Origin of the sequence: Marinobacter sp. UBA2498 (genome assembly GCF_002341575.1) — a bacterium.
Taxonomy (GTDB): domain Bacteria; phylum Pseudomonadota; class Gammaproteobacteria; order Pseudomonadales; family Oleiphilaceae; genus Marinobacter; species Marinobacter manganoxydans.
In genome coordinates this window covers 7,860-22,551 of sequence record NZ_DDOI01000129.1, presented here as the reverse complement: position 1 = coordinate 22,551, position 14,692 = coordinate 7,860, and the positions used below count along the sequence as shown (strand labels likewise).

The 14,692-nt window shown below is 55.9% G+C and carries 12 protein-coding genes and 1 tRNA gene; 9 read left to right on the top strand and 4 right to left on the bottom strand.

Features of this window, described 5'->3' with window-relative positions; genetic code table 11:
• Positions 1-133 precede the first annotated feature (133 nt).
• Together B2W52_RS17995 and B2W52_RS17990 are read right to left on the bottom strand one after the other, a co-directional pair.
• Positions 134-1,060, bottom strand: coding sequence for a TIGR01777 family oxidoreductase (locus tag B2W52_RS17995; protein WP_008174349.1), 927 nt, complete (start codon positions 1,058-1,060; stop codon positions 134-136).
• Positions 1,061-1,113: 53 nt separating this feature from the next.
• Positions 1,114-1,488, bottom strand: coding sequence for a sirohydrochlorin chelatase (locus B2W52_RS17990; protein WP_008174352.1), 375 nt, complete (start codon positions 1,486-1,488; stop codon positions 1,114-1,116).
• A 103-nt stretch (positions 1,489-1,591) separates the two neighbouring features.
• On the opposite strand from B2W52_RS17990, the gene B2W52_RS17985 reads away from it, so the two are divergent.
• The 6 genes from B2W52_RS17985 (at position 1,592) to B2W52_RS17960 (ending at position 6,746) form a co-directional block, all read left to right on the top strand.
• Entirely contained in the window at positions 1,592-2,194 is a 603-nt protein-coding gene (locus B2W52_RS17985; RefSeq protein ID WP_008174353.1) for a DUF924 family protein, read from the top strand.
• A gap of 145 nt (positions 2,195-2,339) precedes the next feature.
• The gene (locus B2W52_RS17980; RefSeq protein WP_008174355.1) at positions 2,340-3,056 is read left to right on the top strand and encodes a murein L,D-transpeptidase catalytic domain family protein; all 717 of its coding nucleotides are present in this window, start codon (positions 2,340-2,342) and stop codon (positions 3,054-3,056) included.
• A 58-nt stretch (positions 3,057-3,114) separates the two neighbouring features.
• Positions 3,115-3,190 (top strand) — tRNA-Gly (locus tag B2W52_RS17975).
• Positions 3,191-3,325: 135 nt separating this feature from the next.
• Positions 3,326-4,120, top strand: a complete 795-nt coding sequence (locus B2W52_RS17970) for an MOSC domain-containing protein (RefSeq protein WP_008174356.1) — start codon at positions 3,326-3,328, stop codon at positions 4,118-4,120.
• Between the two features lie 8 nt (positions 4,121-4,128).
• Positions 4,129-6,081 carry an ATP-binding cassette domain-containing protein gene (locus B2W52_RS17965; RefSeq protein WP_286803836.1) on the top strand — a complete coding sequence of 651 codons (1,953 nt, stop codon included), beginning with the start codon at positions 4,129-4,131 and terminating at the stop codon, positions 6,079-6,081.
• Entirely contained in the window at positions 6,078-6,746 is a 669-nt protein-coding gene (locus tag B2W52_RS17960) for a DUF6901 family protein (RefSeq protein ID WP_041645189.1), read from the top strand. The genes B2W52_RS17965 and B2W52_RS17960 overlap by 4 nt, the downstream gene beginning before the upstream one ends.
• A 61-nt stretch (positions 6,747-6,807) precedes the next feature.
• Here B2W52_RS17960 and B2W52_RS17955 read toward each other — a convergent pair whose 3' ends face one another.
• Positions 6,808-7,239 carry a universal stress protein gene (locus tag B2W52_RS17955; RefSeq protein ID WP_008174363.1) on the bottom strand — a complete coding sequence of 144 codons (432 nt, stop codon included), beginning with the start codon at positions 7,237-7,239 and terminating at the stop codon, positions 6,808-6,810.
• Between the two features lie 152 nt (positions 7,240-7,391).
• Complete coding sequence (locus B2W52_RS17950; RefSeq protein ID WP_008174364.1) at positions 7,392-8,210, bottom strand: hypothetical protein; 819 nt, start codon at positions 8,208-8,210, stop codon at positions 7,392-7,394.
• Between the two features lie 436 nt (positions 8,211-8,646).
• Here B2W52_RS17950 and fadB point away from each other — a divergent pair, with 436 nt between their 5' ends.
• The 3 genes from fadB to topA form a co-directional block, all read left to right on the top strand.
• Positions 8,647-10,794: a fatty acid oxidation complex subunit alpha FadB gene (gene fadB, locus B2W52_RS17945; RefSeq protein WP_273069307.1), complete on the top strand. Its 2,148-nt coding sequence runs from the start codon at positions 8,647-8,649 to the stop codon at positions 10,792-10,794.
• Positions 10,795-10,827: 33 nt separating this feature from the next.
• Positions 10,828-12,003, top strand: a complete 1,176-nt coding sequence (gene fadA, locus B2W52_RS17940; RefSeq protein WP_062784509.1) for an acetyl-CoA C-acyltransferase FadA — start codon at positions 10,828-10,830, stop codon at positions 12,001-12,003.
• A 272-nt stretch (positions 12,004-12,275) separates the two neighbouring features.
• The coding region (gene topA / locus B2W52_RS17935; protein ID WP_286803835.1) for a type I DNA topoisomerase at positions 12,276-14,692 on the top strand (2,417 nt) is incomplete at its 3' end.

Genomic DNA, 14,692 nt, shown 5'->3' with positions numbered 1-14,692 from the left:
CCACTAGACGAAGGGGACGCAACGCTTTCAACACCTTGCCTCGTCGAGGTGGCGCGTATATTAAGAAAGCTTCGAAACCCTGTCAACGTCTTTTTTGAAAAAAATCAGGGGAGCTTGATAAGGCCCCCTTGGGTCATCCTTTTTGTCCGGCTGCCCCTGGAGCAACGGATTGGGTCAATGCCTGATCCAGGTCCGGATACCGGAACTGGAATTGCTGGCTGACCAGCTTCTCCGGAATAGCCCGCTGGCCCGTCAGAAGAAGCCTCGCCATTTCACCCAGAGCCACCTTGAGCACCGGAGCAGGTGCCGGAAAGAGGGTGGGGCGGTGTAAAACCCTCCCCAGGCTGCGGGTGAATTCTGCGTTCGTTACCGGGTTCGGGCTTACGACATTGTATGGGCCTGATGCGTCCGGGTTTTCCATCATCCAGATAAGTGCGCTGACTACATCGTCCCTGTGGACCCAAGGCATGTACTGGGTACCGCTACCCAGGCGTCCGCCCAGTGCCAGTTTGAAGGGCAGGAGCATCCGCTCCAGGAAGCCACCATCCGGGCCTGCCACGACGCCTGTCCGGGAGAAGCACAGGCGAACGCCGTCATCGCCAAGTGGTTTGGCGGCGTTTTCCCAGTCGCGGCACAGCCGATGCGTAAATTCGTCATTCGGGCTGGTGCTTTCGGTGACGGTGGCTGATCCCTGGTCCCCGTAAAAGCCAACAGCCGATCCCGAAACGACGACATTCGGCGCTTGATCCCAACTTCGGATGACCTCGACCAGGGTTTCGGTGACGCCAATGCGGCTGTCACGGAGTTCCTGCTTTCGGGACTCCGACCAGCGTTTATCCGCGATACCTTCTCCGGCAAGGTTGATAACGGCATCGTATCCGGGGTGGGAACGAAGCTGCTGCAGATCACGGATTGCCTCGACCCGTCCGCAGCTTGATTTGACCGTTTCGGCCGGTTGCCGGCTGAAAACCGTCAGTTCGTAATCCCGTGCCAATAATTCACGGCAGAGCACGTGGCCAATAAACCCGGTTCCTCCGGTAATCAGAATCCTTTTCGACATAATCGATACTCCTGTCGCGCACCGGCCTCTGGCGCTGTCTCAGAACGCCCGGTTCAGGCGGGTGTCTCGTCCAGTTGAAGCATAACAACATCGCGAATTGCCTGTCCCAGGAGAGGGTTTTCCCCAATCGGAGGTGCGAGCTGAATGGATACGCCGTGGGCTTTTTCGAGTTCTTCGATCATTGCCGGAACATCCTTGCGCAAGTGGCGGCCGGCCGCCAGGAACAAAGGAACGATCGTAAACTCGGTGATGCCCTCAGCCACACCGTCCATGATGATCGTATCAATGGATGGTTCCGCCAGTTCCATATAGGCGACCCTGGCGTTGTCGACAGACGCGAGAGTCGGCGCTGCAAGCTTTTCGAAGGTTTCACACCAGCGCTTGTCACTGCTTCCATGTGCCAACAGAATAATGCGGGGGCTGCTCATTGCCGCTCCTGAAGTAGTCAATTTGTTAGGGCCTGTCGTAAGTCGGGAAAGCCGGCCTCATGAGAGAGGGCCGGTACCATATAAAGTAACAGGGTGACGGTGAATGTTCGATTGGAAAGAGATTCTGGATTTCTGGTTTGGCGAACTTGACGAACATGGGCTGCCAGACAGCGACCACCGGAACAAGTGGTTTCGATCGGACCGCAGGTTTGACCAGGAGATACGCCGTCGCTTCCTTTCAATGGTGTTGTTTGCTTCCGAGCAGGGATTGGACCATTGGCGGAGTGAGGCCGGCGGTATACTTGCCGAGATCATTCTGCTTGACCAGTTTTCGCGGAATATCTTCCGCGGCGGTGCCATGGCGTTTGATCAGGATCGCCAGGCGCGCAAGCTATGCCGGCAAGCGATGCAGAAAGGGCAGGATACGATGCTACCGCCCGTGCACCGAGCGTTTCTCTACATGCCGCTCCAGCATTCGGAACTCAAGGACGACCAGGACATGTCCGTGGAATGCTACGAGCAACTGGCGCGATCAACGGAAGGAATCCTTTCCGATTTCATGGGTAGCTTTCTGCAGTCCGCAAAGGATCACCGGGCGATCAATCAAAAGTACGGACGATTCCCTCACCGCAACAAGGCACTCGGCAGAACCTCAACGGCGGAAGAGCGGGAGTACCTGGCCGGTGGTCGCCGTTTCGGCCAGTAGCGCAATCGCGCTTTCCTTAAAGTTTTGTATAGAAAACGTACATTCGGACGGGGTTGGCACTTTTCCCTGATAAACTGCGCAACACTGAGATTGCACGGGATAGCGATCCTTCTTTGGCTTGCAATCATTTTACCGGGGATCTGGAATGAAAAAGACGCGGCGGCTTTTACCCGCAGGCCTGCTACTGGCTTTTTGGGCGTGGCTACCACTCTCATCGGTTGGCGCCTCTCTGGACGACGACCTTTTCGGTCGCCTGAGTGCCGCCGCTCCAAAGCTCGATACAAAGGTCCTCAGGACCGCAATCAGCGCCTCTCGCTGCGCTGTCTCCAGTGGTGTTCAGATGCCCGAGCGGCTTGCGGTGATTGATTTCTCGTTGCCGTCCAGTCAGGAAAGGCTATGGATTTTCGATCTGGAGAAGGGCGAGCTGTTGCTTCGGGACCTGGTTGCTCACGGCAAAAATTCCGGGAATTTCAAATCGACCGCTTTCTCCAACGTGGAAGGTAGTTACCAGTCCAGTATCGGGCTTTTCCAGGCCCGGGAATCCTATTACGGCAAGCACGGCTATTCGCTCAGGCTGGATGGTCTCGAGCCCGGGATCAACGATCTTGCCCGGCAGCGCGCCATCGTTATACATGGGGCGGATTACGTGAATGATGATTGGGTCAGTAAATACGGCCGCATCGGGCGTAGTCACGGGTGCCCGGCCGTTGATAACCAGATCATCAAGCGTGTTGTCGACAACCTTAAGGGGGGGCAATTGGTGTTCAAGTACTATCCGGATCAGGAGTGGCTGCACAGTTCCGGATTCCTGAAATGTGATAACCGGACACTGGCAGGAAAAAACCTTAAAAAAAGTGGTTGACGGTTCCGTCGGGATCCGTAGAATACGCCTCCGTTGTCGGCAACAGCCGAACAGCATTGCGGGAATAGCTCAGTTGGTAGAGCACAACCTTGCCAAGGTTGGGGTCGCGAGTTCGAATCTCGTTTCCCGCTCCAGATTTCGAAAACCCGGTCCTGAAAAGGGCCGGGTTTTTTCGTTTTCGGGCACCTGCAACCTCGGCGCCGGGGGTTGCGGTCAGGTATACTCATCAGCCTGTTTCGAGTCCCGATTCCCTGTGGGAGGTTGCCTCCATGAAGGTCCATTCGCTGTTCGTATACCCTGTCAAATCCCTTTCCGGTATTGAGGTGACCAGTTTTCATACCGACGATTTCGGCCCAGTCGGAGACAGGCGATGGATGATCGTTGATGATGAGCGGCGTTTTGTCACCCAGAGAGAGCATCCCGAACTCGCCCGCGTGGAAACGCAATTGGATGGCGATAGGGTTGTTATCAACATTCCGGGTGAAGGTGAGTTTGGTCTGACAGCCTCCAACGACGAGCTTCGCGTACTGGTGTGGCGGGACTGGGTGAAGGCTCTGGCAGGCTTGCGAGAAGCCAGTGATGCTCTGAGTCGGTTTTGCCGCAAGCCTGTTAGCCTGGTATTCATGCCGGACAGCTCCTTCCGCCGCGTTGATGCGGGCAGGGTCGATGAGTACCGGCGTGTGGGCTTTGCTGATGGTTTTCCTTTCCTGGTTACCAACACTGCCTCGTTGGCAGAGCTCAACACCCGGCTGGAGGTGCCCGTGGAGATGCGGAGGTTCCGTCCCAACATCGTCGTTGAGGGCGCGGACGCCTGGGATGAGGACCATTGGCAGAGCTTGAGCATTGGCAATAACCGTCTGAGCATCGTAAAGCCCTGTTCACGCTGCGTAATGACGACCGTCGACCCCTCGACCGGCCTGAAGGATGCTGCCGTGCAGCCGCTCAGAACCCTGTCCCGCTATCGCAGGACCGGTGAGGGCGTGATCTTCGGCCAGAACGCGATTCATGAATCACCAGGACTTATCCGGGTTGGTGAACCCGTTACTGTTAATCAATCGGAGTAAAACCAAACGTGCCACTGTTAACGCTGGACTCAGTCTCCCTGGCTTATGGAATGCATCCGCTGCTTGATCAGGCCTCATTGGTTATCGATGCCGGAGAGCGTGTGTGTTTGCTGGGACGAAACGGCGAGGGAAAATCGACCCTGCTGAAGATTGTCAGTGGCGAAGTGACACCCGATGGTGGCGTGGTTCGTCTCGATGATGGCGCTGTTCTGGCGGTGCTGCCGCAGAACCTGCCCTCCGAGGACACCCGCACGGCCTATGAAGTGGTTGCCGGGGCCTTTCCTGAAACCGGCAAGTTGCTGGCAGAGTTCCACCAGTTGTCCCAGCAGGGCGACGAGGCGAGCCTGGACCGGTTGATGAAAGCCCAGGAGCGTCTTGAAGCCCTGGACGGCTGGCGACTGGATCAGAAGGTAACCACCATTCTTGGTCAGTATGGCGTTGATCCCGATCAAACCCTCGATACCCTCTCGGGAGGCTGGCAGCGCCGTGTTCTCCTGGCAAAAGCTTTGGTTGCCGACCCGGATATTCTGTTGCTGGATGAGCCTACAAACCACCTGGACGTCCCCGCGATCGCCTGGCTGGAAGAGGCCCTGGGCCAGTTTCGCGGCGCCATGTTGTTTGTCAGCCATGATCGGGCGTTTATCCGGCGGATGGCGACCAGGATTGTAGAGCTGGACCGCGGGAAGCTGGTGAGCTTCGCTGCCACCTACGACCGCTACCTGGACCTCAAGGAAAAAGCGCTGGAGGAAGAAGAACGGCAGAACGCGCTGTTTGACAAGCGCCTCAAGCAGGAAGAGGCCTGGATTCGGCAGGGCATCAAGGCTCGCAGGACTCGTAATATGGGGCGTGTTCGTGCCCTGAAGGCCATGCGTGAGGAGCACAGGCAGCGTCGTGTGCGGGGCGGAACCGCAACTTTCGCGGTGGAGGACGCGGCGCGCTCAGGAAAGCTTGTGGTTGAAACTCGGGATGCGGGCTTTGCTTATCCCGACGGCACTCCGGTCATCAGAGACATGAATCTCACCATTCTGAGAGGGGACAAGATCGGGCTTGTTGGGGAGAACGGCACAGGCAAGACCACGCTTGTTCGACTCCTGTTGGGGAATTTGGAACCAACCGAGGGATCCATTCGTCTTGGTACCAATCTGCAGGTTGCCTATTTCGATCAGTTGCGCGGAGAGCTCGATCTGACGCGGAACGCATTGGACAACCTCTCCGAGGGTAGGGAGTTCATCGACATCAATGGCCAGAGCAAGCACGTTCTCGGCTATTTGCAGGAGTTCCTGTTTACCCCGGAGCGAGCCAGATCTCCGGTCAGTGTTTTTTCTGGTGGCGAACGGGCCCGGTTGCTTCTGGCCAAGCTCTTCAGCAAGCCCGCGAATATCCTGGTGCTCGACGAACCGACGAATGATCTGGACGTTGAAACACTGGAATTGCTGGAAGAACAGCTGGCGGAATTTGCCGGCACAGTGATCGTGATCAGTCACGACCGTGAGTTTCTCGATAATGTGATCACCGAAACGGTTTTCCTGGACGGTTCGGGCAAAGTGCGTGAGTACGTTGGCGGTTACACGGATTGGCGTCGGCAGGGCGGTTGCTTCCCCTCAGAAGCCACGGGTAACCGGCCGGACAAGCAGGATAAAAACGGCAAGACATCCGGGATCACCGAAAAGGTCGTAGCAAAGAAACCGGCAGAGAACGCAAAACCGCGGGCAGAACCTGAAAAGGGCAAGCCCGTGAAACTGAGTTACAAGCTCAAGCTCGAGCTGGAGCAGTTACCAGGGCAGATCGAGGAGCTTGAGCAGGAAGTCGCCGGCCTGCAGGAAAAAATTTCCCAGGCTGATTTTTATTCAGGCCCACCGGATGAAGTCTCGGCCACTCTGGAAGCATTGACGGAAAAGGAAAGCCGTCTGGAGCAGGTCATTGAGCGGTGGATGGAGCTGGAAGAACGGGCAAATCAATGAATGTACATTACGATTTCAGATTTCAGGACGGCCGTAGGGTTGAGTTTAAAGTAACGGACAAGCCGTCCCGGCCTTCCGGAAAACTTCCGTCCTGGACACAGCTGGAACATTGCCAGTGTAGCAACTGTCCTTTGAAGGCTTCCGAATCCTCCCACTGTCCCGCGGCAACCGAGATATTGCCGGTTGTGGAGGCCTTTCGGGATGAGGATGCCTACCAGAAGGTGGAAGTGAAGGTAACCGATGATCGTCGAAGCTATGAGAAGCAGACGGCGCTTGAGGAGGCACTTCGATCGTTGCTCGGGTTGAAAATGGCGACCAGCGGGTGCCCGGTTCTGTCAGAGCTCAAGCCCATGGCGGTTCATCACCTGCCGTTTGCAAACACCGATGAATTCATTATGCGCAGCGTTTCCCATTACCTGTTGCAGCAATACTTCGCGAAACGGAATCATCAGACCCCAGACTGGGAATTGAAGGGGCTGGTGGAGAGGAATCAGAGGCTGCAGCTGGTGAATCAGGCCCTGTGGCAGAGAATACACTCAGTCTGCAAGGGTGACAGCAATCTGAAGGCACTACTGAATTTCTTCTCGATGGCCTCGAGTGTCAGTTTCTCGCTGGAAAGTCAGCTTCGCAAACTTGAGGCGAAAATGGAGGGGGAAAGGGGCTGATCGCGGCTTTCGTTCTCAGCAGGCCCGGGTCCACGCCCCGGGCCTTTTTGTTGGTCAAGCCTTAGTGAATGCGAACGGCCAGAACATCGCATTCGGTTCCATGCAGAACCCCGTTTGCGGTGGAGCCCAGCAAAAGCTGAAAACCCTTCCGGCCATGACTTCCCACGATCACGAGGTCTACTTCCTGTTCCTTCGCAAGCCTGTGGATTTCGGACTCGGGGCGCCCGACCGTCACCACCTGGTTGTTTTTGGCCACACCGTATTTGTCGCCGTAGGTTCCCAATTGCTCGCGAGCTGCTTTGTCGAGTTGGTCCTGTAGCTCAGTCAGATCCATCGGAATATCGCCACCATAGGCATAGCCGACAGGCTCAACCACATGAACCAGCATCAGCTCCGCACCATGGGCTTCGCTTATGGCCTTTGCCTTGTCCAGTACCTGTGGGGCTTCTTCTGTCAGGTCAATCGCAACAAGCATCTTTTTATAGGCAGACATCGTATCGCTCCTTCGCACACGGGATATTATTCTGAGGATAGTACCTTAAATCGGGTCGGGAAAGTGTAGCGGGAAACTGACGGGTATCAAAAACAGAGGCGGAAAAGTGCTTTTCTGGCAGGCAATTAGGCCTGCCAGAAAGAGCAGGGCGGTCAGGCGTTGCCCTTGAGCAGCTCAATGGTTGTCGCAAGTCCTTTGAGGATACCCTTGGAATAGCGATCGATTACAAAGCCCACGTTGTTTTCGTTGTAGTTAATGTAGGAGCCACGGATAAACTGCCATTTGGCGGAAATGTCGTTAAGCGCGTCCTTGAGCTCAGGTGTTCCCTGGCCCTGTATAACGGATGCCAGCAACTGGTCCAGCTCCCGGGCCTGTTCATCCAGCGGGGTTTCGGTTGAGGAGCCCTGGAAGGTCTGGGCGACAGAGGAGTTTGTTCTGACCGAGTATTTCGCCATCATCTGAGCCATTTTTACGGCCGCCGAACGGGCCGCTTCGACCCTTGGGTTGGTCTCGGTCTGTGAGCTTTCCTGGGCCACCTTGTATAGCTCGGTGGCTTTCTCGTTCATCGTGAGTGCCTGGTTGGCCATGTCTGAGACCAGCCGCAAATCGGGGTAGCCCTGGTTGCGCACATCGTTGATGTTGTCCCGCATCAGGTTCTTGAACTTGTCGAATTCCTGGTTCAGCCCCTCAACTTCCTCGGCTGACAGTACGCCTGAATCGCTGCCCGCGATGGAGTTCATGGAATCATTGGCCGAGTTGATGCCCTGCACAATCTCGTTCAGGGTGCCGGTATCACCGGTTCCGCTGAAACGGTAGTAGGCGTCCAGAGCCATGTAGTTGCTGACCCGGAAATTGTGAAGATCGGAGAGAAATCCGTCGGCACTGTCCTGAGCGCGGGCACCCATGGACGTGAGTGCAAGGAGAATCAGTGCGGCTACAAGGGAACGTATCCGCAGGTTTGCGTCTTTCATCGGATGGGTCTCCGTAATGCGGTTTTATTCTTGTGGACCAAAGTCGTAGATCGAAGGTAAAGTAACTCCGTCAGCCAATCAAGCAGTTTTGGCGGCGGTGGAGCCCGTAAATGTAAATAACTTTGAAATTTGCGTGACGAAGTTCCGGTTTTTTCTGAGCAGTGGCTTCCAGTTCACTGAAACATAACAATTCCGCTCCAATTTTCTTCGGTTGCCCCCGGTATTTCGGGGACTTTTGCAGCCCTCCCGAAAGAAACAAATTGACAAATGCGCCGTTTTTTTTCATCGTGTGCCCTCACGATTCAAACGACTGTATGAATTTTTGGATCGGATGATCGGGCAGTGACCGAAATCTCGCTGCACAAACAGCCGCGCCGGTAAATCAAAAGTACCGCCCGGTTGGAAGCAGTTCCAAACACAGACTGGAGATCAGTTGATGATTTACGAAGGTAAAGCCATCACGGTTAAAGAGATCGAAGGCGGGATCGCTCAGTTGAACTTCGACTTGCAGGGCGAGTCAGTAAACAAGTTCAACCGTCTTACTATTGAAGAGCTCCGCGCCGCGACTGACGCACTGAAAGCGCAGAAGAACCTGAAGGGTCTGGTAGTCACCAGCTCCAAGGACAGCTTCATTGTTGGTGCCGACATTACCGAATTCACCGAGCTTTTTGCAGGCTCGGACGAGGATCTGGTAGCCAACAACCTCAAGGCCAACGAAGTCTTCAACGCTGTTGAAGATCTGCCGTTCCCCACCGTTACCGCGATCAACGGTATGGCGCTGGGTGGCGGTTTCGAAATGTGTCTTGCAACCGACTACCGCGTGATGGACAAGAAGGCCAAGGTTGGTCTTCCGGAAGTGAAGCTTGGCATCTTCCCGGGCTTTGGCGGTACCGTGCGTCTGTCCCGTCTGGTCGGCGTGGACAATGCCGTCGAGTGGATCAGCGGTGGTACCGAGAACCGTGCTGATGTCGCTCTGAAAGTCGGCGCTGTCGATGCCGTGCTCGAGTCCGACAAGCTGGTCGATGCTGCTGTTGCCATTATTAACCAGTGCAACGAAGGAAAGCTGGACCACGAAGCCCGTCGTGAAGAGAAGAAGGGCAAGATCAAGCTCAATGCCATGGAAAGCATGATGGCATTCGAGATTTCCAAGGCGTTTGTTGCCGGCAAGGCTGGCAAGAACTACCCGGCTCCTGTCGAGGCCATCAAGGTCATGCAGAAGCATGCCGGCATGACCCGCGACAAGGCAATCGAAGTCGAAGCCAAAGGCTTCGCCAAGATGGCCAAGACCAATGTGGCGGCCTGCCTGGTTGGCCTGTTCCTGAACGATCAGGAATTGAAGAAGAAGGCCAAGGCCTGGGAAAAAGAAGCTAACGACGTGAACCTGGCTGCCGTTCTCGGTGCCGGTATCATGGGTGGTGGTGTTGCATTCCAGTCTGCCCTGAAAGGCACGCCGATCATCATGAAGGACATCAACCAGGACGGCATCGCCCTGGGTCTGAAAGAAGCCAAGAAGCTTCTGTCCAAGCGTGTTGAAAAAGGAAAGATGAAGCCGGATCAGATGGCCGACGTGCTCAACAGCATCACGCCGACCCTGAACTATGGCGACTTCAAGAATGTAGACCTGGTGGTTGAAGCGGTTGTTGAAAACCCGAAGGTGAAAGATGCGGTTCTGCGTGAAACCGAAGATGCGGTTCGCGAGGACACCATCCTGACCTCCAACACCTCGACGATTTCCATCGACCTGCTGGCCAAGAACCTGAAACGTCCGGAAAACTTCTGCGGCATGCACTTCTTCAACCCGGTGCACATGATGCCGCTGGTTGAGGTAATCCGTGGCGAGAAGACCAGTGATCGCGCCATTGCAACCACGGTGGCCTACGCCAAGGCCATGGGCAAGACCCCGATCGTTGTAAACGATTGCCCGGGCTTCCTGGTCAACCGTGTTCTGTTCCCGTACTTCGGCGGCTTTATCGGCCTGGTACGTGACGGTGCCGACTTCCAGCACGTTGACAAGGTTATGGAAAAGTTCGGCTGGCCCATGGGTCCTGCGTACCTGCTGGACGTGGTCGGCATGGATACCGGCAAGCACGCTGGCGAAGTAATGGCAGACGGCTTCCCGGATCGGATGAAGCACGAAGATACAACCGCCATTGACGTAATGTTCGATAACAACCGTTACGGACAGAAGAACGACAAGGGCTTCTACAAGTATGAACTGGACCGCAAGGGCAAGCAGAAGAAGGTTGTCGACGAAGAGACCTACAAGCTGCTCGAGCCTGTTGTTCAGGGTAAGAACGAGTTCAGCGAAGAAGACATCATCGCCCGTATGATGATTCCTCTTTGCCTGGAAACCGTTCGCTGCCTGGAAGACGGCATTGTCGAAGATCCGGCAGATGCTGATATGGGCCTGATTTTCGGTATCGGCTTCCCGCCGTTCCGTGGTGGTGCCCTGCGCTATATCGACGATATGGGTGTAGACAAGTTCGTCGAACTGGCAGACAAGTTTGCAGACCTTGGTCCTCTTTATCACCCGACCGAGAAGCTGCGTGAAATGGCCAAGACTGGCAAAAAGTTCTTTGGCTAACCCTGAACGAGATTTCCGAACGGAGAAAGATCTATGAGCCTTAATCCGAGAGACGTTGTCGTCGTCGATTGCGTGCGGACTCCGATGGGTCGTGCCAAAAACGGTTGTTTCCGGAACGTGCGTGCAGAGACCCTGTCCGCCAATCTGATCGAAGCACTGTTTGAGCGCAACCCGAAGCTCGACCCGAAAGAAGTTGAAGATGTTATCTGGGGCTGTGTAAACCAGACCAAGGAGCAGGGCTTCAACGTGGCGCGTCAGATTTCCCTGCTGACCCGCATTCCCCACGAGTCTGCCGCTCAGACCGTGAACCGCCTGTGTGGCTCTGCCATGAGCGCGATTCACACTGCAGCCCAGGCCATCATGACCGGCAACGGTGATGTGTTCTTCGTGGGTGGTGTTGAGCACATGGGGCACGTACCCATGACCGAAGGCTTCGACCACAACCCGGCTGCGTCCAAGTACTCCGCAAAAGCGTCCAACATGATGGGCCTGACCGCGGAAATGCTGGCCAAGATGCACGGGATTACCCGTGAGCAGCAGGACGAGTTCGGCGCTCGGTCCCACCGTCTGGCCCATGAAGCGACCGTAGAAGGTCGTTTCAAGAACGAAATCGTGCCCATTGAAGGTCACGACGAGAACGGCTTCAAGGTGCTGATCGAGGAAGACGAGACCATTCGTCCCGAGACCACGGCCGAGTCCCTGAGCCAGCTCAAGCCGGCGTTCGATCCGAAGAACGGTACCGTAACAGCCGGTACGTCTTCCCAGCTGACCGACGGTGCGGCAGCGATGGTGCTGATGTCTGCAGAGCGTGCAGAGGCACTTGGTCTCAAGCCGATTGCCAAGATCCGCAGCATGGCCGTTGCCGGCTGTGATCCCGCGATCATGGGTTACGGCCCGGTGCCGGCCACTAAGAAAGCCCTGAAGCGCGCAGGCCTGAAAGTCGAGGATATCGACTTCTGGGAACTGAACGAGGCTTTCGCCGGCCAGTCCCTGCCTGTCCTGAAGGACCTGAAACTTCTGGGCGTTATGGAAGAAAAAGTGAACCTGAACGGCGGCGCGATTGCCCTGGGCCATCCGCTGGGCTGCTCTGGTGCACGTATCTCTACAACCCTGCTGAATGTAATGCAGGCCAAAGGCGGTAAGCTTGGTGTTTCCACCATGTGTATCGGTCTGGGCCAGGGCATTGCAACGGTCTGGGAGCGTCTGTAATCCAGTAACCGGATTGCATTTCGCGGTTTCAGAAGGCCCGGCAAATGCCGGGCCTTTCTGTTTCAGCAGGCGGGCCCAACAGGGTTCCCGAATGTGAAAAAAAGCAGGATTGAAACCAAAGAATGGGTTGTCTTGCTATTCTTGACCCTGTAAAACAGTGAGCCTATACAAAATAGCGGCGTATTTGTGTTTTCTAGCCGACTGATTTTACAGCGAGTTTACGGTTTGCTGATTTATTGACCGATTTATCGCCAAGGATACAGAACTCCGATATGGGTAAAAGTCTCGTAATTGTCGAGTCACCAGCGAAAGCGAAGACCATCAACAAGTACCTGGGCTCTGACTTCATCGTCAAATCGAGCGTCGGGCACATTCGTGATCTTCCCGTCAGTGGCAGCGGATCCCAGTCCGATCCCAAAGAGCGTGCCAAGCAGGCTGCTATCACCCGGAAGATGAGCCCTGAAGAGAAGGCGGTTCATAAAAAGCGCAAGTCCCGCGAGCAGCTAGTTGCCCGGATGGGTGTCGACCCGGACCAGGATTGGAGTGCCCGTTACGAGATCCTTCCCGGCAAAGAGAAGGTGGTCAGCGAACTCAAGCGTTTGGCCAAATCAGCTGACCATATCTATCTGGCAACGGATTTGGACCGTGAAGGGGAGGCTATCGCCTGGCACCTTCAGCAGACCATTGGTGGCGAACCAGAGAAGTACCGGCGCGTGGTGTTCAACGAAATCACCAAGCGTGCGATTCAGGAAGCGTTCAAGGATCCAGGCACTCTCGACAATAACCGGGTTAACGCACAGCAGGCCCGTCGCTTCCTCGACCGGGTTGTTGGCTATATGGTGTCGCCCCTGCTTTGGGCCAAACTTGCCCGCGGCCTCTCCGCCGGCCGTGTTCAATCCGTTGCGGTGCGGCTGATAGTCGAGCGTGAACGTGAAATTCGGAAGTTCGTTCCGGAGGAGTTCTGGCAGTTGCACGCCGATCTGGCGTCTGCCAAGGCCGATCAACCGGTTCGTTTCGAGGTGACTCGCCACGAGGACAAGCCCTATCGTCCGGTCAATGAGCAGCAGAGCAGTGACCACGTCAGCCGGCTGAAGGCGGGTACGTTCAAGGTTGCCAAGCGGGAAGACAAGCCGACCCGTTCGCGGCCGTCCGCGCCGTTTATTACGTCTACGCTGCAGCAGGCTGCCAGTAACCGGATGGGGTTCAGCGTCAAGAAGACGATGATGCTGGCCCAGCGTCTTTATGAGGCCGGTTTCATTACCTACATGCGTACGGACTCGACCAATCTGAGTCAGGATGCGATCAACAGTTGCCGTGCGTACATCGAAAAGCAGTTCGGCGACAAATACCGGCCCGAAAAGCCCCGTGTCTACGGCAGCAAAGAGGGCGCCCAGGAGGCGCACGAGGCCATTCGCCCAACCGAAGTCAGCCGTCGTCCGGCGGATATCAGTGGCCTTGAGAAGGATGCCGAGAAGCTCTACGACCTCATATGGCGTCAGTTTATTGCCTGTCAGATGTCCGACGCCGAATTCCTGAGTACGTCCATCGTGGTGGCCAACGGCGATTATGAACTCCGTACCCGGGGTCGGATCATCAAATTCGATGGCTTCCTGAAGGCAGCACCCCAGGCCGCCAAGAAAGACGAAGACATTGCTCTGCCTGACATTAAGGTGGATGAAGTGCTGGATCTCAAGAAACTGGATCCTACGCAGCACTTTACCAAGCCGGCGCCCAGGTACACCGAGGCGAGCCTGGTCAAAGAGCTCGAAAAGCAGGGCATTGGCCGTCCGTCGACCTACGCATCGATTATTTCCACGATTCAGGATCGCGGCTATGTGAGGCTGCAGAACCGTCGGTTCTACGCCGAGAAGATGGGCGAGATCGTTACCGAGCGCCTGTCGGAATCTTTTCCGAACCTGATGGACTTCGATTTCACCGCGAGGATGGAAGATGAGCTCGACGAGATTGCCGAGGGCGATGTCGAGTGGAAGAAAGTCCTGAATGACTTTTACGGTCGGTTCCGGCAGCAGCTGGAAAAAGCCGAGAGTGGTGAAGACGGCGGCATGAGGGCCAACACGCCGACTGAAACGGACATTCCATGCCCGAGCTGTGGCCGGAACATGCAGATCCGGGTTGCCAGCACTGGTGTTTTCCTGGGTTGCTCTGGCTATTCCTTGCCACCGAAAGAGCGTTGCAAGACTACCATTAACCTCGTGTCCGGTGATGAGGTTGTCAGCGCCGACGATGACGTCGAGGGTGAGGGCGAAACCCGTCTGCTGCGCAAGAAACGTCGCTGCCCCAAGTGTGGCACCGCCATGGACAGCTACCTGGTGGACGAAACCCGCAAGCTGCATGTTTGCGGTAACAATCCGGATTGCTCTGGCTACGAGGTAGAAAAGGGCACGTTCCGCATCAAGGGCTACGATGGGCCGACTCTTGAGTGCGATAAGTGTGGCTCCGAGATGCAGCTTAAAACCGGGCGTTTTGGCAAGTATTTCGGATGCACCAATGCCGAGTGCAAGAATACCCGCAAGTTGCTGAAAAATGGCGAGCCCGCTCCGCCCAAAATGGACCCGGTGCCAATGCCCGAGCTCCAATGTCAGAAAGTCGATGATACTTACGTTCTCAGGGACGGTGCGTCCGGTTTGTTCCTGGCTGCCAGCAAATTCCCGAAAAACCGGGAAACGCG

What these genes read in the sequence shown, in the direction of transcription:
- B2W52_RS17985 (WP_008174353.1), top strand. Translation starts at nt 1,592, where the DNA reads ATGTTCGATTGGAAAGAGATTCTGGATTTCTGGTTTGGCGAACTTGAC.
- B2W52_RS17955 (WP_008174363.1), bottom strand. Translation starts at nt 7,239, where the DNA reads ATGTCTGCCTATAAAAAGATGCTTGTTGCGATTGACCTGACAGAAGAA.
- fadB (WP_273069307.1), top strand. Translation starts at nt 8,647, where the DNA reads ATGATTTACGAAGGTAAAGCCATCACGGTTAAAGAGATCGAAGGCGGG.
- B2W52_RS17950 (WP_008174364.1), bottom strand. Translation starts at nt 8,210, where the DNA reads ATGAAAGACGCAAACCTGCGGATACGTTCCCTTGTAGCCGCACTGATT.
- B2W52_RS17990 (WP_008174352.1), bottom strand. Translation starts at nt 1,488, where the DNA reads ATGAGCAGCCCCCGCATTATTCTGTTGGCACATGGAAGCAGTGACAAG.
- B2W52_RS17980 (WP_008174355.1), top strand. Translation starts at nt 2,340, where the DNA reads ATGAAAAAGACGCGGCGGCTTTTACCCGCAGGCCTGCTACTGGCTTTT.
- B2W52_RS17960 (WP_041645189.1), top strand. Translation starts at nt 6,078, where the DNA reads ATGAATGTACATTACGATTTCAGATTTCAGGACGGCCGTAGGGTTGAG.
- fadA (WP_062784509.1), top strand. Translation starts at nt 10,828, where the DNA reads ATGAGCCTTAATCCGAGAGACGTTGTCGTCGTCGATTGCGTGCGGACT.
- B2W52_RS17995 (WP_008174349.1), bottom strand. Translation starts at nt 1,060, where the DNA reads ATGTCGAAAAGGATTCTGATTACCGGAGGAACCGGGTTTATTGGCCAC.
- B2W52_RS17970 (WP_008174356.1), top strand. Translation starts at nt 3,326, where the DNA reads ATGAAGGTCCATTCGCTGTTCGTATACCCTGTCAAATCCCTTTCCGGT.